The 17,052-nt window shown below is 62.8% G+C and carries 18 protein-coding genes; 10 read left to right on the forward strand and 8 right to left on the reverse strand.

Going from position 1 to position 17,052, the window contains the following annotated elements:
* The first annotated feature begins 3 nt into the window (after positions 1 to 3).
* Both MOD31_RS01075 and MOD31_RS01080 read left to right on the forward strand, forming a co-directional pair.
* On the forward strand, positions 4 to 1,023 hold the full coding sequence (locus MOD31_RS01075) for a Gfo/Idh/MocA family protein (RefSeq protein WP_250819641.1): 1,020 nt from the start codon (positions 4 to 6) through the stop codon (positions 1,021 to 1,023).
* Positions 1,020 to 1,490, forward strand: coding sequence for a heme-degrading domain-containing protein (locus MOD31_RS01080; RefSeq protein ID WP_142936721.1), 471 nt, complete (start codon positions 1,020 to 1,022; stop codon positions 1,488 to 1,490). Before MOD31_RS01075 ends, MOD31_RS01080 begins: the two co-directional genes overlap by 4 nt.
* Here the strand turns inward: MOD31_RS01080 and MOD31_RS01085 are convergent.
* Positions 1,487 to 1,858 (reverse strand): Fic family protein, encoded by a 372-nt coding sequence (locus MOD31_RS01085; RefSeq protein WP_250819642.1) that lies wholly within the window; start codon positions 1,856 to 1,858, stop codon positions 1,487 to 1,489. The genes MOD31_RS01080 and MOD31_RS01085 overlap by 4 nt on opposite strands.
* Positions 1,855 to 2,061, reverse strand: coding sequence for a ribbon-helix-helix protein, CopG family (locus MOD31_RS01090; protein ID WP_223941739.1), 207 nt, complete (start codon positions 2,059 to 2,061; stop codon positions 1,855 to 1,857). The genes MOD31_RS01085 and MOD31_RS01090 overlap by 4 nt, the downstream gene beginning before the upstream one ends.
* A 177-nt stretch (positions 2,062 to 2,238) precedes the next feature.
* On the opposite strand from MOD31_RS01090, the gene MOD31_RS01095 reads away from it, so the two are divergent.
* Both MOD31_RS01095 and MOD31_RS01100 read left to right on the forward strand, forming a co-directional pair.
* Complete coding sequence (locus tag MOD31_RS01095) at positions 2,239 to 3,270, forward strand: LLM class flavin-dependent oxidoreductase (RefSeq protein ID WP_250819643.1); 1,032 nt, start codon at positions 2,239 to 2,241, stop codon at positions 3,268 to 3,270.
* A gap of 333 nt (positions 3,271 to 3,603) precedes the next feature.
* Positions 3,604 to 3,774, forward strand: coding sequence for a type II toxin-antitoxin system RelE/ParE family toxin (locus MOD31_RS01100; RefSeq protein ID WP_308196337.1), 171 nt, complete (start codon positions 3,604 to 3,606; stop codon positions 3,772 to 3,774).
* A gap of 17 nt (positions 3,775 to 3,791) precedes the next feature.
* Here the strand turns inward: MOD31_RS01100 and MOD31_RS01105 are convergent, their stop codons facing one another.
* A complete protein-coding gene (locus MOD31_RS01105) occupies positions 3,792 to 4,460 on the reverse strand; it encodes a response regulator (RefSeq protein WP_142936724.1) in 669 nt (222 codons plus the stop codon).
* The gene (locus MOD31_RS01110; protein ID WP_250819690.1) at positions 4,457 to 6,037 is read right to left on the reverse strand and encodes a sensor histidine kinase; all 1,581 of its coding nucleotides are present in this window, start codon (positions 6,035 to 6,037) and stop codon (positions 4,457 to 4,459) included. The genes MOD31_RS01105 and MOD31_RS01110 overlap by 4 nt, the downstream gene beginning before the upstream one ends.
* 298 nt (positions 6,038 to 6,335) lie before the next feature.
* Between MOD31_RS01110 and MOD31_RS01115 the strand changes: the two genes are divergently transcribed.
* The 5 genes from MOD31_RS01115 (at position 6,336) to MOD31_RS01135 (ending at position 10,434) form a co-directional block, all read left to right on the forward strand.
* Positions 6,336 to 7,340 (forward strand): tripartite tricarboxylate transporter substrate binding protein, encoded by a 1,005-nt coding sequence (locus tag MOD31_RS01115; RefSeq protein ID WP_142936725.1) that lies wholly within the window; start codon positions 6,336 to 6,338, stop codon positions 7,338 to 7,340.
* Positions 7,337 to 7,840, forward strand: a complete 504-nt coding sequence (locus MOD31_RS01120; protein WP_142936726.1) for a tripartite tricarboxylate transporter TctB family protein — start codon at positions 7,337 to 7,339, stop codon at positions 7,838 to 7,840. Before MOD31_RS01115 ends, MOD31_RS01120 begins: the two co-directional genes overlap by 4 nt.
* A complete protein-coding gene (locus tag MOD31_RS01125) occupies positions 7,840 to 9,432 on the forward strand; it encodes a tripartite tricarboxylate transporter permease (RefSeq protein ID WP_223941736.1) in 1,593 nt (530 codons plus the stop codon). Before MOD31_RS01120 ends, MOD31_RS01125 begins: the two co-directional genes overlap by 1 nt.
* On the forward strand, positions 9,429 to 9,821 hold the full coding sequence (locus MOD31_RS01130) for a universal stress protein (RefSeq protein ID WP_250819644.1): 393 nt from the start codon (positions 9,429 to 9,431) through the stop codon (positions 9,819 to 9,821). Before MOD31_RS01125 ends, MOD31_RS01130 begins: the two co-directional genes overlap by 4 nt.
* Positions 9,822 to 9,903: 82 nt before the next feature.
* Complete coding sequence (locus MOD31_RS01135; protein WP_166841335.1) at positions 9,904 to 10,434, forward strand: GNAT family N-acetyltransferase; 531 nt, start codon at positions 9,904 to 9,906, stop codon at positions 10,432 to 10,434.
* Here the strand turns inward: MOD31_RS01135 and MOD31_RS01140 are convergent.
* Together MOD31_RS01140 and MOD31_RS01145 are read right to left on the reverse strand one after the other, a co-directional pair.
* A complete protein-coding gene (locus MOD31_RS01140) occupies positions 10,431 to 12,566 on the reverse strand; it encodes a glycogen debranching N-terminal domain-containing protein (RefSeq protein ID WP_250819645.1) in 2,136 nt (711 codons plus the stop codon). The genes MOD31_RS01135 and MOD31_RS01140 overlap by 4 nt on opposite strands.
* Positions 12,563 to 13,684: a glycosyltransferase family 4 protein gene (locus MOD31_RS01145; RefSeq protein ID WP_250819646.1), complete on the reverse strand. Its 1,122-nt coding sequence runs from the start codon at positions 13,682 to 13,684 to the stop codon at positions 12,563 to 12,565. Before MOD31_RS01145 ends, MOD31_RS01140 begins: the two co-directional genes overlap by 4 nt.
* Positions 13,685 to 13,832: 148 nt before the next feature.
* Here MOD31_RS01145 and MOD31_RS01150 point away from each other — a divergent pair, with 148 nt between their 5' ends.
* Positions 13,833 to 14,531: a DsbA family protein gene (locus MOD31_RS01150; protein WP_166841332.1), complete on the forward strand. Its 699-nt coding sequence runs from the start codon at positions 13,833 to 13,835 to the stop codon at positions 14,529 to 14,531.
* Between the two features lie 30 nt (positions 14,532 to 14,561).
* Here MOD31_RS01150 and MOD31_RS01155 read toward each other — a convergent pair whose 3' ends face one another.
* Together MOD31_RS01155 and MOD31_RS01160 are read right to left on the reverse strand one after the other, a co-directional pair.
* Positions 14,562 to 16,100, reverse strand: coding sequence for an alpha-N-arabinofuranosidase (locus MOD31_RS01155; RefSeq protein ID WP_250819647.1), 1,539 nt, complete (start codon positions 16,098 to 16,100; stop codon positions 14,562 to 14,564).
* Positions 16,101 to 16,149: 49 nt separating this feature from the next.
* Complete coding sequence (locus MOD31_RS01160) at positions 16,150 to 17,052, reverse strand: carbohydrate ABC transporter permease (RefSeq protein WP_142936734.1); 903 nt, start codon at positions 17,050 to 17,052, stop codon at positions 16,150 to 16,152.

Here is a 17,052-nt window from a genome sequence, read left to right on the forward strand (position 1 = left end):
CACGTGACCCTCAGCAACGGCACCTCCGACGGAACAATCCGCTGGGGAATCCTCGGCACAGGATTCATCGCAGGGCTCCAGACCAAGGACTTGAAGGAGAACGGTTTCACGGTGCAAGCCGTGGGATCGCGATCGTTGGAATCGAGTGAGTCGTTCGCTGGGGAGTACGGCGTGGCCACCGCGCATGGCAGCTATGAGGACCTTGTTGCAGATCCCCTGGTTGATGTGGTCTACGTGGCCACGCCGCACCCTTTCCACCATGAGAACGCCCTCTTGGCGTTGAATGCTGGCAAGCACGTCCTGGTGGAGAAGGCGTTCACCATGAATGCCCGCCAGGCACAGGACATTGTTGACCTCGCGGAATCCAAAGGGCTCGTGGCGCTGGAGGCCATGTGGACCAGGTTCCTGCCGCACATGATTCGCCTCCGGGACATCATCGCTTCAGGAACCATCGGTGAGGTACGCAAGGTGGTGGCCACCCACAACCAGAGCCTTCCCAAGGATCCCGCCCACCGGCTCAACGATCCCGCCCTGGGCGGCGGGGCGCTACTGGACCTGGGCATCTACCCGGTCTCCTTTGCCTTCGACATCCTGGGCACTCCTGCGTCCATAAAGGCCAGCGCCTCCATGTCGACCACCGGCGTCGATCGTCAGACCGCAGCGATCTTCGAATACGCCAGTGGTGCCCAGGCGATGGTGGATTGCGAACTCGACGCCGCCAGCGCCAACCGTGCCATGGTCATCGGCAGCGAAGGGTGGATCGACATAGAAAGCACTTGGTACAACCCGGTTCCCTTCACCGTTCATGCCGTGGACGGCAGTGTCATTGAGCGGTATGACCAGCCCGTCACCAGCCGCGGCATGCAGTATCAGGCTGCTGAACTGGAACGCCTGATCCGCTCAGGTGAGACTGCCGGAACCATCCTGCCGCCAGCCGAGACCGTGGCCATCATGGCCGCCATGGACGAAATCCGACGCCAGGTAGGACTGAGCTACGACGCTGACCGGGTTGGTGCGGCATGAGCGAATCTGCACGCATGGTGGAGCTGAAGCAGCAAGAGGATGAACTGGTGTTCGGTTCGTTCGATCACCATGACGCATGGCGACTCGGCTCGCTGATCGCCAACCACGCCATCGCATCGGACTTCGGCGTCGCGATCGATATCCGCAGGCACAACATTGTGCTGTTCCGCTGCGTCCTGCCCGGTGCCACAGGCGACCAGGAAGAGTGGATCCGCCGCAAGTCCGCCGCCGTGCTGCGATTCGAGCACAGTACGGCATTGTTGGGTGAACAATTCGCCGAGCGCAACCCGTTGGGCGGCGGATGGCTTGCCCCCGAGGACTACACCCTCGACGGCGGTTCCTTCCCCATCCGCGTCCGGGGCGCCGGTGTGATCGGTGCTGTCACGGTTTCGGGGCTGAGCTCTGACGAGGACCACCAGATGGTGGTGGACGGAATACGGAACTACCTGAAGACGGTAGGGGTCTAGCGGCGGGGCACCAAGTGCTGAGAAATCTCAGCGGAAGAATCCCGCAGTTCGATGGCGCCCGCGGCGACTCCAACCACAAGCTCGAAGCCTTTTTCCGTGGTGAAGTCATGCTTATATCCGTTGATCCACAGCAACAGCACCATGAGCGTCCACGCAGTTCGCTTGTTCCCATCTATAAGGGGACGGAACCGGGCGACAGACTCCAATAGCGCAGCTGCCTTAATTGCAAGATCAGGATAGGCTTCCGCTCCCATGACAGTTGTAGCCGGTCTGGCCAACGCCGAGGCCAACAAGCCAACATCGCGAATATGAAAGCCGTACCGGTCAACGACTTGAAGGGCGTCTTCAATGTCCAGGTACGCTGTCACGCGTCCTCAAGGCGCGTCAGCAGCTCAGCATCATGACTCATCACGAAATCAAGGCCTTCACTGATTTCGCGTCGACGCGCATGACGCTGCAGAACCAACTCTGCCCCCTGCAACAGGAGTGCGGACTTGGACGTGTGTTCCTCTGCGGCCAACTTCTCCAGCCGTCGATCGAGGTCTTCTGGGACGCGCAGATTCATAGCCATGGTTCGATGGTACCAAAGCGGTACCTTGAACCTTGGAAGCCGTCATCAGTCACGTCGCTGTGAAGAAGCTGTGCTTGGCGTAACGTGCACCCATCACAAAAGGTAACGTCCCGCCGTCGTCCTCGGTACCGGCAATTATTCTGGGCAGTAACCTCACGCCCAGCCCGAAGGAAGCCCATGCCAACCCAAGAACATCCCCTCCGCAAGCTTGGATTCCTCACCATCGGCCTGTTCGACCCCACCGATCCGGCCGCCGGGCACCGATCCACGCTGGAGATCATCGAACTCGGCGAGCAGCTGGGGTTCGACAGCGCATGGTTGCGGCACCGCCATCTGCAGTTCGGCATCTCCTCCCCCGTGGCGGTGATGGCCGCCGCCAGCCAACGCACGTCCAGGATTGAACTCGGCACCGCAGTAACGCCGCTGGGTTGGGAAAACCCGCTACGCCTGGCAGAGGACCTGGCCACCGTGGACCTACTCGCGGGGGGACGGATCAATCCGGGGCTGAGCGTGGGCGAACCCATGAACTACCACACCGTGAAGCATGAGCTGTACCCGGATTCTTCGGAATCAGAAGACTTCTCATATGCCCGCGTGGACCGGTTCGCACGGTTGGTGGCAGGCGAAAAAGTAAGGGACTTCTCCGGCAAGCAGGGCGTTGTGGAGGAGTACTCCAACCGGGTGGAGCCGCACTCACCCGGACTGCGCAGCCGCCTTTGGTACGGGGCGGGCAGCATGAAGTCGGCCGTATGGGCGGGGGCCAACGGCTTCAATCTGCTGTCCAGCAGCGTGATTTTCCCGGATAAGGACCAGGAACCGGACTTTGCCAGGGTCCAACAATCACAGATCCGGGCGTACCGTGAAGCCGCAGCAGCGTCCGGAAACACCGCCCGGGCTTCGCAGGGCCTGGTGGTCATCCCCACCGATTCGGCTTCCGCGGCCCAGCAGGAAAAATACCAGCGTTACGTCGATCAGCGCACTCCGCGGACCAGCGCTCCGCAGGGGCCCAAGGGCATGCTCTTCGCAAAGGACCTCATTGGCAGCAGCGACGAAATCGCCGCGCAACTGTACGCCCATGAGGGCTTCCAGGAAGTGGACGAAGTCGCCTTCGCCCTGCCGTTCAGTTTTGACCACGAGGACTACGTGCAGATCCTTAGCGACATCGCCGGGAAGCTGGGGCCGGCATTGGGCTGGAACCCGACCGCATGAGCACCTAGCGCTGAAATGTACATTTCAGCGTAGAAAAGCCTAATTGGTGTATGAGCGAGATGACAGTCACTGTTGCGCGAAGTCGGCTTTCCGAAGCGGTTGATACCGCGCGAGTAAGCCACGAACCGGTGTATTTGCTGCGCCGTGGTCGCCGCGTCGCGGCACTGAGCTGCTCGAACCGAAATGACCGAGACCGGCAGTGGTGCCGTGCCATGGGAGGAAGTCAAAGCGGAGCTGGGCTTGGCTTGAGCTATTCAGTGCAGCTCGCGCCTGCCGCCGTCCGTCAGTTGCGAAAGCTCCCGCCGGACGCACGCCGACGTATTCAGGCTGCAATTGAACTCCTCGCCGAAACACCTCGCCCGCCAGAGGCAAAAGCTATCCGGCAACAGTGGTGACTGGCGTGTCCGTACCGGCGACTTCCGGATTATCTATGAGATCCGGGACGCTCAACTTATTGTTCTGGTAGTCGCCATGAGCCACCGTCGTGATATCAACCAGCACTGATTCGCACCCCTCAGGACTCACCGCCCCTTCAGCACATATCGCCTTTCAGGGCGTCCGACGCCGTACTTGAGTCTGACCTCCAGCGCCCCCTCGTCGTGGAGGTACTCAAGGTAACGACGGGCGCTGACCCGGGACGTACCCAACTGTTCTGCAAGCTCGGCGGCTGAGAGGTCACCGGGCGCAGACTTGAGCGCCGATTCAACCAATTCGAGCGTCTCCACGCTGCAGCCCTTGGGAAGGGTCCGCTCGGAAACACTCAACCCGAAGACGCGGTTTACATCGGATTGCTCCGCTTCAACCTTGGACGCGTCCAGGCCCTGGTAAGCACTGAGATAGTGCTCCAGCCGCTCCTGTAGGTCGGATTGGGAGAACGGCTTGATCAGGTAATGGACTATGCCGCCGCGCAAAGCCTTCCGCACAGTCTCCACTTCGCGGGCAGCGCTGATCACCAGGACATCCAGCTCCGGGGCAATATCGCGGAGCTGGTGCATGAGGTCAAGCCCGTTGATGTCCGGGAGATGGATGTCCAACAGCACCAGGTCCGGCTGCAGCCGCTCGGTCTCCACCAGGGCCTGCGCACCCGTATGGGCCACGCCCACCACTCCGAAGCCGGGCGTCCGTTGGATGAACCCGGCATGGACCTTGGCCACCATGAAGTCGTCGTCGACGATCAGTACTTTAATCACGGCTGAGTTGCCCCCTTGTTGCTGAAGCGTGCTGAGAACACCGCTCCATGGTCGTTGGAGAAGCTCAGGTCCCCTCCGGATCGCCGGCAGATCACCCGTGACAACGCCAAGCCAAAACCGCGGGCGTCTCCCAGGCCGGGCTCTTTGGTGGAGAAGCCCTGCCGGAAGATGTCCTCGGCGGAGCCGGAGGGTACACCGGGGCCGTTGTCCCGGACCGTGACGGCCACCTCGTCACCGGAGTCTGCCACCAGCACCCGGACCGATGCCCCCGGAAGGCCGGTGACGGCGTCGAACGCGTTATCCACCAGGTTGCCCACCACCGTGGTGAGGTCCCGCGACAGTTCCTCGTTGACGCGCGGCAGCGCGGACTGCGGGTCCAGCTGCAGTTCCACGCCGCGCTCGGTGGCAAGACTGGCTTTGGCGATGAGGAGGGCCGCGAGCGCGGGGTCCTGGATGCGGCTGGTGACGTCATCGTTGAGCCTGGTTCGGTCCAGTGTGGCGCCGTTGACGAACTGGACTACGGAATGGTATTCGCCGATTTGGATGAGTCCGGAGATGACGTGGAGTTGGTTGGCGAACTCGTGGGCTTGGGCCCGCAGGGTGTCCGTGACGGTGCGGGTGGCGCCGAGTTCGCTCTCCAGGGACGACAGTTCGGTCCGGTCCCTCAGTGTTGTCACCGAGCCGATGTCGCGGCCGTGCGAGTGGAGGGCCACGCGGTTCATGACTACCAGCCGTTCCCCCACCAGCACCAGCTGATCGGGGTCTGACTGCTCACGGGTGAGGACGATTTTCAGTGCAGGATCCACGTGCAGGGATCGCAGCTTTTTGCCCACGCAGTCCGGTGGCAGGCCAAGGAGTTGCCGGGCGCTCTGGTTTGCCACTGTGATGCGCTCGTGGGGATCCAGCGCCACCACACCTTCTTTGAGGCCCTGCAGCATCGCTTCACGGTTTTCCACGAGCCCCGTGATTTCCCGCGGTTCCATGCCCAGGGTTTGCCGTTTGACGCGGCGGGACAGCAGAAGGGATCCGGCCACTCCGAGGACACTGGCCACGCCCAGATAGGTGAGGAGGTTGGGAACGGCGTCTCCCAGCCGCTCGATGGTGGAAGGGTAGTTCCGGCTGATGGAGGCTATGCCGATCATTGTTCCGGCGTCGTCCAGGACGGGGACGTGGGCGGAAAGTACGGCACCGTTACTGCCCGGCAGGACGCCTGTCCAGGCACGGCCTTCCATGACCCTGCTGTCACCGAGCGGCATCGACTGCCCCACCAGGCTTGGATCTGAGGAGGCCACCACGGTGCCGTCCATCCTGGCGAGCGCCACGTGGGAGGATCCGGAGACGGTGCGGACAGATTCGGCAACGGCGGGAAGTGCTGATCCGGTGCGGGGTTCGGCAGCAGGTAGCAGTGCACGCACCGTAGGGTTGTTGCCCAGGGCTTCGGCTGCAGAAAGCGCCCGGCGGCCTTCGGTCCGTTCGAAGGCGGCGGCGGATTGCGCCAGCGAAATAGCCACCACGGCAACAAGAACCGCCAGGACGATCAGCAACTGCAGCACAAGGTATTGCCCTGCCAAGGACATCCCTCGTCTTCGAGGCAGTCGAGTCAATCGCGTCACTGCTGGTTTCCTTTGGTGGCGCCTGTGAGCGGGGTGCGGGCAACTGCTCCCCCTGGCGTATCGGAACTATACCCCAGCGGCACAGAAGACCCCAGTGGTACAGAAGGCCAGCTCAGACCGTCAAAAACCGTGAACGCAATGAACTTAAAGATCACTGCGAACACAAGAGTGATCCCTGTCACTTACGGACCTAGCATCAAATCAACGGGGCACAACGCTGATCGCCCTGCACTGAATTTTCGATGATGAGAAGAGGAACACCATGCGCCAGATCCGCGCATTGCGAGTCGCCGCCGTCGCCGCCGGCATCGCCCTGATGGCCACCGGCTGCGGTGCCACAGGCAAGTCCACCAGTTCTGACAGCACCGGCGCAGCAGGACCCATCACCGGCCTCCAGATCATGGTTCCCAACACCCCCGGCGGTGGCTACGACACCACGGCGCGTGCAGCTGCGAAGGTCCTGGACGACGAGAAAATCTCCACCAACACCGAGGTCTTCAACCTTGCCGGTGCGGGCGGCACCGTGGGCTTGGCCCGCATCGTCAACGAGAAGGGCAACGGTGATCTCACCATGCTCATGGGCCTGGGCGTTGTTGGGGCGAGCTACACCAACAAGTCCGAGTCCAAGCTGACCGAAACCACCCCGCTGGCAAAGCTCATCGAGGAACCGGGCGCCATCATGGTGGGCAAAGACTCCCCGTACAAGACCATTGATGATTTAGTGAAGGCATGGAAAGCCGACCCTGCTTCCATCTCGGTTGGCGGCGGCTCCTCTCCCGGCGGTCCGGACCACCTCCTGCCGATGCAGTTGGCCGGCGCTGTTGGCATTGACGCCACAAAGGTCAACTTTGTTTCCTACGACGGCGGTGGCGACCTTTTGCCGGCCATCCTCGGTAACAAGCTCGGCTTCGCCGCTTCAGGTGCCGGCGAGTACCTGCAGCAGATCAAGTCCGGTGAGATCCGCGTACTGGCCACCAGTGGCGAGAACCGCCTGGACGGTGTGGACGCTCCCACACTGAAGGAATCCAACATTGACCTGGTCTTCACCAACTGGCGTGGCGTTGTGGCCCCTCCGGGCATCAGCGAGGACGACAAGAAGTCCCTGATCGCCGCCCTTGAGAAGATGCACGCATCCGCTGGCTGGAAGGAAGCTCTCAAGACCCACAGCTGGTCCGATGCGTTCGTTACCGGTGACGAGTTCAAGACGTTCCTGACTGACCAGGACAAGCGGGTGGCGGACGTCCTCACCAAGCTCGGGTTGGCGTGAGCTCCTTAGCCACAGGCCTTAAAGGCCGCGCCGAGCTGGGGGTAGCCCTCCTGCTCGGCGCGGTGGGCGTCCTGGTCTTCCTGGATGCGAACGGCCTGGTGACCCCGTACTCCCAGTCGGACCCGGTGGGTCCGAAGACTGTTCCGTTCATTGTTTCCGGACTCTTGATTATTTGCGCCATCCTCCTTGCCATCAACGTCCTCCGGGGCGGCAAGGGTGAAGCCGAAGGCGGCGAAGACGTGGACCTCGCCCACTCTGCAGATTGGAAGACTGTCCTTCCCCTGGCAGGAGCTTTCATCCTGAATATCCTGCTCATCGACTGGGCCGGCTGGGTCATTTCCGGAACGGTGCTCTTCTGGGGCAGCGTGCTGGCACTGGGCAGCCGCCGCTACATTCGTGACGGCCTCATTTCCGTCGCCCTGGCCCTGCTGACCTTCTACGGTTTCTACCTCGGCCTGGGCATCGCACTGCCGGCCGGGCTCCTGGAAGGAATCCTCTAATGGACGTCTGGTCCTCCTTGATGGACGGTTTCGCCACCGCCCTGACCCCCATGAACCTCTTGTTCGCCGTAATCGGCGTCCTCTTGGGCACCGCCGTCGGCGTCCTTCCCGGACTTGGCCCGGCCATGACTGTGGCATTGCTCCTGCCGGTGACCGCTGCGTTGGAGCCCACCAGTGCCTTCATCATGTTCGCCGGTATCTACTACGGCGGCATGTTCGGCGGTTCCACCACCTCCATCCTCCTCAACACACCGGGAGAATCGTCGTCGGTGGTGACGGCGATCGAAGGCAACAAGATGGCCAAAGCGGGCAGGGCCGCGCAGGCGCTTGCCACTGCGGCCATCGGTTCCTTCATTGCCGGTACCATCGGCACTGCCCTGCTGGCCGTCTTCGCACCTATTGTGGTGCAATTCGCCGTCAGCCTGGGCGCTCCCAGCTACTTCGCGATCATGATTCTGGCCCTCCTTGCCGTCACCGCAGTCCTTGGTTCCTCAAGACTCCGCGGCTTCGCTTCGCTGGCCCTGGGCCTCGCAATCGGGCTGGTGGGCATCGACTCCGTGACCGGCCAGCGGCGCCTGACGTTCGGCCAGCCCCTGCTGGTGGACGGCCTGGACATTGTGGTGGTGGCTGTTGCCATCTTCGCCGTGGGTGAAGCGCTCTGGGTTGCCGCCCACCTGCGCCGGACCCCGCTGCACGTCATTCCCGTTGGCCGCCCATGGATGGGCAAGAACGACTGGCAGCGTTCCTGGAAGCCTTGGCTTCGCGGCACTGCCTTCGGCTTCCCGTTTGGCGCCCTTCCAGCTGGCGGCGCGGAAATTCCTACGTTCCTCTCTTACGTCACCGAGAAGCGGCTCAGCAAACACCCCGAGGAGTTCGGCAAGGGCGCTATTGAGGGCGTCGCCGGACCGGAAGCGGCAAACAACGCCGCCGCTGCCGGAACACTGACCCCCATGCTTGCCCTGGGCCTGCCCACCAACGCAACGGCTGCCGTGATGCTCGCTGCCTTTACGTCCTACGGAATCCAGCCGGGCCCGCAGCTGTTCTCCAGCCAAGGCCCCCTGGTCTGGGCACTCATCGCCAGCCTGTTCATCGGCAATTTCCTGCTCCTGCTCATCAACCTGCCCCTGGCGCCGGTCTGGGCCAAGCTGCTGCAACTCCCCCGCCCATACCTCTACGCAGGCATCCTGTTCTTTGCCACGCTGGGCGCCTACTCGGTCAATCTGCAGGCTTTCGACCTGGTGATCCTGCTGGTACTGGGCGCCTTGGGCTTCATGATGCGGCGCTTCGGGCTCCCGGTCCTGCCGCTAATCCTCGGCGTCATCCTTGGCCCGCGCATCGAAGGCCAGCTCCGCAAGACGCTGCAACTGAGCGCGGGCGACCCCGCAGGCCTCTTCAGCGAACCCATCGCGATCGTGGTCTACATCATCGTGGCGATCATCCTGGCCTGGCCGTTCATCTACAAGCTCATCCGACGCAATCGGCCGTTGCCAGTGCTTGCCGGGCCGTCCGGACACACGACTCCCGTTGAACCGGAGGCGGCCGCCCCCACCGAATCAACCACAACAACCCACCAGAAGCAGGAGAAACCATGACCATCGTGGTGGGATACGTCCCCACACCGGAAGGCGAAGCGGCACTGACGCAAGCCATCGCCGAGGCCAAGAAAATCAACGAAACCCTCCTGGTCATCAACTCCTCCAAGGGCGACGCCCTAGTGGACAACCGGTATGCCCAGGAGCCGGATATCCAGAGCATCGAAGACCGGCTGGCGGACCATGGAATCCAGCACATCATCAAGCAACCGGTCCGCGGCCATGACGCAGCGGCCGAGGTCCTGGACGCCGCCGACGAAAATGACGCCAGCCTGATTGTGATCGGCCTTCGCCGCCGCAGCCCAGTGGGCAAGCTCATCATGGGCAGCGTGTCCCAACGGATCCTGCTGGAGGCGGACTGCCCGGTGCTGGCGGTCAAGGCGGAGTAACAGGACTTTTTCGTACAGCTAATGCCCCTAAGATTCGTTCTTGGGGGCATTAGGTGTCCAAAAACTCGCAAGGGGGACTCACGTGACTGAAACCATCCGCACCGCAACAACGCACGACGCCGGGAAGCTGGCTGAGCTTGCCGCCATCACCTTCCCGCTGGCCTGCCCGCCTGGCGCCTCACCGGCGGACATCCAGGCCCACATTGAAAAGACCCTGAGCGAAGACAACTTTGAGGACTACCTCGCCGACGCGAAAATCACCATCCTGGTGATCGACGACGACGGGCAGCTCAACGGGTACACCATGCTGATTGCCAAGCCGACCAGCGACCCCGACGTCGCATCCGTCTTGTCCGCGCTCCCCTCCACCGAGCTGAGCAAGTGCTACGTCCACCCGGACCACCACGGCAAGGGCGCAGCATCAGAACTCATCAGGGCCTCGTTGGCGAATGCTGCTGACAAGGGCGCAGCCGGGGTGTGGCTGGGCGTGAACAGCGAGAACGCGAAAGCCATCCGCTTCTACGAGAAGAGCGGTTTCCAGCGGGTAGGCACAAAATCTTTCAAGCTCGGCAACACCGTGGAGCATGACTTCGTCATGGAAAACGAGCTCTAGCCGAACAAGTCCCCCGTCAGCGGCGGCCGAGGGTCTGAGCGCAGTTCGAGCCCTGCCGGAAGCCCGCTTACGGTACCGGACGAACCGGAGGCTTGCACGGTGATCCGCGAGCGCCCCAGCAGCACGTTGTCCGCGCGGAACGACCCATAAGCGTCCGGCAGGATCGGCGCCAGATGCAGCACGTTCCGGGTGAAGTCGGGGTCGAACCGCAGCAGGATCCGGGCGAGTTGGACCGGCGCCGCAGCCGCCCACGCTTGCGGGGAACACGCCGTCGGATACGGAACCGGCTCCGAAAAGTCGCCACGGTCAAAGCCGCAGAAAAGCTCCGGAAGTTGCCCGCCAAAGTACTCGGCGGCGTCGAACAGTCCGCTCGCAACCCGGCTGGCTTCCTTCACGAAGCCGTACCGCATCAGTCCTGTGGCGACGAGCGCGGTGTCGTGGGGCCACACGGAGCCGTTGTGGTAGCTGACTGGGTTGTACGCGCCCATGTCGGACCCCAGAGTCCGGATGCCCCAGCCCGTGAACATCTCAGGGGACATCAGCCGCTCCGCCACCAATGGGGCCTTGTCCTCATCCACGATGCCCACCCAGAGGCAGTGCCCCATGTTGGAGGTGCAGGAGTCCACGGGCTTCTTGTCCTTGTCCAGCGCCAGGGCAAAATAGCCCCGCTCCGGGAGCCAGAAGGCTTCGTTGAAGGCGGCTTTCAGCGCTTCGGCGCGGTCCGCGCATCGGCGTTCGACGGCGGAGTCCCCCGCTGCCCGCGCCAGCAGGGACCGTCCCACGTAGGCCGCGTAGGCGTAGGCCTGAACTTCGCAGAGGGCTATGGGCGTCTCTGCCATGCGGCCGTCGGCGAAGTTGATGCCGTCCCAGGAGTCCTTCCAGCCCTGGTTCACCAAGCCGTGCTGGTTGGGCCGTTGGTACTCGATGAAGCCGTCGCCGTCGCGGTCCCCGTACTGCTCCATCCATTCGATGGCGCGGTCAGCGTGCGGGAGGAGGGATTCGATGATGTCCGTGCCGAGGCCCCACCGGCTGAGCTCACCGAGCGTTGAGACGAACAGGGGCGTCGCGTCCGCGGTTCCGTAGTAGGCGGTCCCTCCCAGGGCGAGCCCTGCTGTGACCCCGAGTCGCACCTCGTGGGGCATGCGTCCCGGCTCTTCCTCGGAGTCGATATCAACCTTGGTCCCTTGGAGCGTGGCCAGGGTCTGCAGGGTTCCGGCCGCCAGGTTGGGATCCACCATGAGCGACATATAGGAGGCAAGGAGCGAGTCACGCCCAAACAGTGCCATGAACCACGGCGCACCCGCGGCTACGGCGGCGCGGCCTGGGTGTGCGGGGTCGAAGATCCGCAACGAGCCCAAATCACGCTGGCTCCTTTCCAGGACTTCCTCTACGTTGGCGTCCGTCACGGCAATCCGGGGAACATGCTCTTCCCATGCGACGTGGCGGCGAACGCCCGGCGTGTGGTGCAGCGGCGTGGTTTCGGTAAAGGGGTCGCTAGGTCCTTTTCCGTTGACCAGGGGAAGGGCGATGATGCTGGTGGACCACTGGCTGCGGGCAGGAATGGTGACGTGGAACCGTAGCCCATCATCGGAAACCTCGGCGCCTGAGGCCCGGAACGACACACCCCTGCGTTGGCCGCTGGAGTGGAGGGAATCGATGTGCAGTTCTTTCCTGTGGGCCTTCTTCACAGGGTTGCCGGCTTTGTTGGTGCGGCCGCCTTTGACGTCGAAGAGGTCAGCGAGGTCGGCGTCGATCAGCAGTTCAATCTCGCACGGCGCGTCCTGGCTCGAGTAGTTCCTGATGGTGAGGTCGTCCCGCAGGCCGGCCCCCACATGCCTTTGGTGCTGGACCACCAGCGGGCTGTCGAACCTGCCGTCTGCCGAGCAGGCCCTGCCAAGGTACTCAGCCTGGAAAGCGGTGGGATTGCGGGTAGTCAACGGCTCCCGCAACGCGCCGTTGACCCGCAGGATCCAACGCGACACTATCCGCGTGTCCTGATAGTAGGCACCTTGGGAACCGCCTCCGTGAATGTCACCGGAATGCGAGGAAATACAGAACGATGAACCTTCGACGACCGTAACGGCGCCCAGCTCGGACGCCCCGGCTTCAGTCTCTTCGTTCCAGGCAGTCATGGCCGGCGGGCCTCCTCCGGAGTTTTCCTTGAGGGTGGGTAGCCTTGGAGGGCTTGCCTCCGATTCTCTTGCAATACGTCCCCGCCGGGAAGAGGTCCGGCGCGGAATTGTTCAATGACCTTCGCATAAAAGTCAACGTGGTCCGCTGCCATGCGTTGCGCGCTGAAGGATTCTTCCACGGAGCGTCTGCAAGCCTCACGGTCCAGGTCCGGGATGCGGCCAACACACTCCACCAATTTTCCCGTGGACGCCACAAAACCGGTGACACCATTCCTGACGATTTCCGGAGCTGCCCCGATGGGTGTGGCCAGGACGGGGGTTCCCGTGGCCAGGGCTTCGATCATGACCAGCCCAAAGGGTTCGTGCCACTGGATGGGGTTGAGCAGGGCCATCGCGTCGCCCATCAACTCGTATTTCTCCGGATCCGGGAGTTCGCCCAAGAACTCCTCGTTGGAAGCCAAGGAAGGCTGCACCACGTCATGGAAGTAGGCAAGTTCATCCGGTGCGTGCATCTTGGCTGCGATCCGCAGGGGGACATCCGCTGCCCGGGCAATACGCACCGCCTCCATGAGTCCTTTATCCGGGCACATCCGTCCCACGAAACACAGGTATCCCCCGGCGCCGCGGCCAGGGCGCACCGCGGAAAGGTCGATCCCGTGATGGATGACCGCCGAGATTTCCAGATCCTGGACCCGGCTGCACTGATCGTGGGAGATGGCGATGATGGCGGTGTCTTGTGCCATGTCCCGGTACAGGGTTGCCGCCCGTGGTGAGAGCTGCCCGTGGATGGTGGTCACAACGGGCACATCCTGCGGCCGGTGGGAGTAAAGGGGGCCGGCCAGGGTGTGATCGTGGATGATGTCCACATCGCCCATTTCCCGGTAGGCCCTGATCACATGGCCCAGCTCGCTCAGTGTGAGGCCGACTTCTTCCGGCTCGCTGGGCCCAAAGCCCGGAAGCTGGGGCACCGGGCACGTGCTGTCCGCTGCCGTCGCAAGCAGGACCTCGTGTCCCGCATCCACTAACGCCCGTGCCAAGGCATCCACTACACGCTCAGTTCCGCCGTACTTTTCGGGCGGCACGGTAAACCAAGGGCCAACAATGAGTCCGATGCGCATGCTGGTGCCTCCGCGCAAAACCCCCATTCCAAGGGCTGGCTACATAACCCTTTACACAGACTATTTGCCTCGGCCTGCAACAACAACGGGTGAGGAAAATAACAGCCGGGTATGGAATGCGCGGGCGGCGCTCAGGGTTGCAGAGAGCATGAAGATTGAGATCTGGTCAGACGTCGCGTGCCCGTGGTGCTACATCGGCAAACGCCGTTTCGAGACCGCCTTGGCACAGTTCCCGCACCGCGATTCCGTGGACATTGAGTGGAAGAGCTACCAGCTGGACCCCTCAATCCCGGAGCACTATGACGGCACGGAGCTGGACTACCTGAGCAAGCGCAAAGGCATGGCTCCCGAGCAGGTCAAGCAAATGTTCGCTCACGTCACGGAGACCGCCAAGGGCGAGGGCCTGGACTACCACTTCGAAAAGGTGGTGGTGGCCAACAGCTTCACCGCCCACCGGCTCATCCACCTTGCCGCTGCCCACGGACGCCAGGATGCCGCCAAGGAACAGCTCCTCAGCGATCACTTTGAGCACGGCAAGGACATCGGCAGCAAGGAGTACCTCACGGAACTCGGTGCCGCGCTGGACCTCCCGGAAGATGAAGTGGCTGAGCTCTTCACCTCGGACAAGTACGCGGATGAGGTCAATCAGGACATCAACGAGGCCCGCGCTATTGGCGTCACCGGCGTCCCGTTCTTCGTGATCGATCGCAAGTACGGCATCTCCGGCGCCCAGCCTGCCGATCTTTTCAGCCAGGCCCTGAACCAGGCGTGGCAGGAAGCCAATCCGCTCATCCCGGTAGGCGCTTCCGACGCCGAGGCCTGCGGCCCTGACGGCTGCGCAATCTAGCCAGCCACCCGCCGTCGTGCGTTAACCCGGCTAGCCTTTCACCACATCAAGCTCGACGACGGCCCAGGACAATGCGGGTAGCGTCAGGCGCAGTTCGGAGCCAGTCGCCTTCACACCTTCCAGAGCCGTCAGGCCAACACGGCCCTGCTGGTCCTGGCTGTTGATGGTGAAGCGGTCGCCACCCGCGGGGATCTCCAGGACCTCTGCGCGGAGCACCTGCCGGGCATCGAAACCGCGCAAGGCAACCTCCACGTCCGCAGCTTCCTCCAGCCCGCGGTTGGCGAAGAACAGTGCCACCCGGCCCGTTTCCTCATTCCACGTGGCGCTGACGTCCACCAGGTCTGTGTCGCCAAACCGCGCATTCGAGTACTTGTCCGAGTCCACCGCGAGCCGCAGGATCTGGCCCTTGGCGAGCTCAGCCATCCGTGCGAACGGGTGGAAAATGGTCTGCTTCCAGGCAGGACCGTTCTCCTCCGAAAGGATCGGCGCAATGACGTTAACCAGCTGTGCCTGGTTGGCGATCTTCACGCGGTCACCGTGGCGGAGCAGCGAATTGAGCAGCGTCCCTACCACCACGGCATCGGTGACGTTATATTTGTCCTCGATCACGCGGGGGTGCTCCCGCCAGCCTGCCTTGGCCACGTTGTGCGGCTGGTCCTCGGTGTCCAGGCCTCGCTGGTACCAAACGTTCCACTCATCGAAGGACAGGTTGATGTGCTTCTTGTGCTTGCCCTTCGCGCGCACGGCATCCGCGGTGGCGATCACTGACTCGATGAAGTAATCGGTGTCGACGGCGGAGGCCAGGAAGCTGCCGACGTCGCCGTCGTGCTCCTGGTAGTAGGCATGGAGGGAAACATAGTCCACTTCGTCGTAGGTGTGGGTGAGGACGGTCTGCTCCCACGCGCCGAAAGTCGGCATCGAAGAGCTGGAACTGCCGCAGGCCACCAACTCCAGCGTGGGGTCAACGAACCGCATGGCCTTGGCGGCTTCCTGTGCCAGGCGTCCGTACTCGTCGGCGGTCTTGTGGCCGATCTGCCACGGCCCGTCCAGCTCGTTGCCCAGGCACCAAAGCTTGATGTTGAACGGGTCCTTGTGGCCGTTCTTGGCGCGGAGGTCGGACAGGTAAGTTCCGCCGGGGTGGTTGGCGTACTCCACGATCTCGCGGGCAGCGTCCACTCCCCTGGTGCCCAGGTTGATGGCTTCCATGATTTCCGTGCCGGCCTGCTTGGACCAGTCCACAAACTCGTGCAGGCCGAATGCATTGGTCTCCACGGTGTGCCAGGCCCCGTCCAGGCGGCGCGGCCGGTTTTCCACGGGGCCGATCCCGTCTTCCCAGTTGTAGCCGGAGACGAAGTTGCCGCCGGGGTACCGGATCACCGTGGCGCCAAGTTCCTTCACGAGCTTCATGACGTCCTGGCGGAAACCGTTCTGGTCGGCCTCCGGGTGGCCGGGCTCGTAGATTCCGGTGTAAACACAGCGGCCCATGTGCTCCACGAAGGAGCCGAAAAGTCGTCGGGGTACCTCGCCAATGGTGAAGTCGCGGTCGAGGGTGATGCGTGCGCGGGACATGTATCTCCTTGGTTGTGTATCGAAACTGTTGATAAGTGGAAGGTGCCGGTCAGGTTCCGGCGAGTCCCGTCGTCGCGACGCCTTTGATGATTTGGCGCTGGAAGAACAGGAAGACGAGGATGAGCGGGAGCGCCGCGAGCAATGCGGACGCCATGTTCTGCGCGTACTGGATGCCGTAGGCGCTCTTGATGGTCTGCAATCCGACCGGGAGTGTCAGGAGGTTGCCGTCGTTGGTGGCGATGAACGGCCACAGGAAGTTGTTCCACGCGCCGATGAACACGAAGATCGCGACGGCGGCCAGGATGGGCCGGGACAACGGCAGGATGATCTGGGTGAAGATCCGCAAGCGGCTGGCACCGTCCATGACGGCCGCTTCTTCGAGTTCGCGCGGGATCTGGTCGAAGAATTTCTTGAGCACGAACACCATGGCGGGGTGGATGACCTGCGGCAGGATGATGGCCCACGAGGTATCGATCAGGTTCAGCGCCAGCATTTGGTAGAACAGCGGAATGATCAACACGGGCGGCGGGATGATGATGGACGCGATGATCACGGTCATCAGCACCTTCTTGCCCCTGAAGTCGATCCTGGAAAGCGCGTAGGCCACCAGTGCCGAGATCACCAGTGTGATGGCCGTAATGGCCGCGGATGTGTAGAGCGAGTTCCAGGTCCACAGCGGGATGTTGCCGTCCTGGAACACCTTCACGAACGCTTCGGGTGTAAATCCCGACGGCGGCAGCCAGGTCACGTCCGGAGCTGCGGCGTCCGTTTCGGTTTTGAAAGCGGTGGCCGTGGCCCATGCGAAGGGAATCAGCCACAGCACTGCGATGAAGGCAGCAACGACGATGGCGGCGATCCTGCCGACCGTCAGCTTCTTGCGCGGCTGGCGGATTGTGAGGCTATCTGCGGTTGTGGCATGTGGTGCGGGACGGGTCAGGGTAGGGGTTGCCAT

The sequence above is a fragment of the Paenarthrobacter sp. TYUT067 genome (genome assembly GCF_023656375.1).
Lineage (GTDB): Bacteria > Actinomycetota > Actinomycetes > Actinomycetales > Micrococcaceae > Arthrobacter.

Coding starts and splice junctions, on each gene's coding strand:
- MOD31_RS01110 (WP_250819690.1), bottom strand. CDS start 6,037: ATGTCCTTGGCAGGGCAATACCTTGTGCTGCAGTTGCTGATCGTCCTG.
- MOD31_RS01080 (WP_142936721.1), top strand. CDS start 1,020: ATGAGCGAATCTGCACGCATGGTGGAGCTGAAGCAGCAAGAGGATGAA.
- MOD31_RS01145 (WP_250819646.1), bottom strand. CDS start 13,684: ATGCGCATCGGACTCATTGTTGGCCCTTGGTTTACCGTGCCGCCCGAA.
- MOD31_RS01160 (WP_142936734.1), bottom strand. CDS start 17,052: ATGGCAACCCCTACCCTGACCCGTCCCGCACCACATGCCACAACCGCA.
- MOD31_RS01125 (WP_223941736.1), top strand. CDS start 7,840: ATGGACGTCTGGTCCTCCTTGATGGACGGTTTCGCCACCGCCCTGACC.
- MOD31_RS01090 (WP_223941739.1), bottom strand. CDS start 2,061: ATGGCTATGAATCTGCGCGTCCCAGAAGACCTCGATCGACGGCTGGAG.
- MOD31_RS01155 (WP_250819647.1), bottom strand. CDS start 16,100: ATGTCCCGCGCACGCATCACCCTCGACCGCGACTTCACCATTGGCGAG.
- MOD31_RS01150 (WP_166841332.1), top strand. CDS start 13,833: ATGAAGATTGAGATCTGGTCAGACGTCGCGTGCCCGTGGTGCTACATC.
- MOD31_RS01130 (WP_250819644.1), top strand. CDS start 9,429: ATGACCATCGTGGTGGGATACGTCCCCACACCGGAAGGCGAAGCGGCA.
- MOD31_RS01140 (WP_250819645.1), bottom strand. CDS start 12,566: ATGACTGCCTGGAACGAAGAGACTGAAGCCGGGGCGTCCGAGCTGGGC.
- MOD31_RS01115 (WP_142936725.1), top strand. CDS start 6,336: ATGCGCCAGATCCGCGCATTGCGAGTCGCCGCCGTCGCCGCCGGCATC.
- MOD31_RS01095 (WP_250819643.1), top strand. CDS start 2,239: ATGCCAACCCAAGAACATCCCCTCCGCAAGCTTGGATTCCTCACCATC.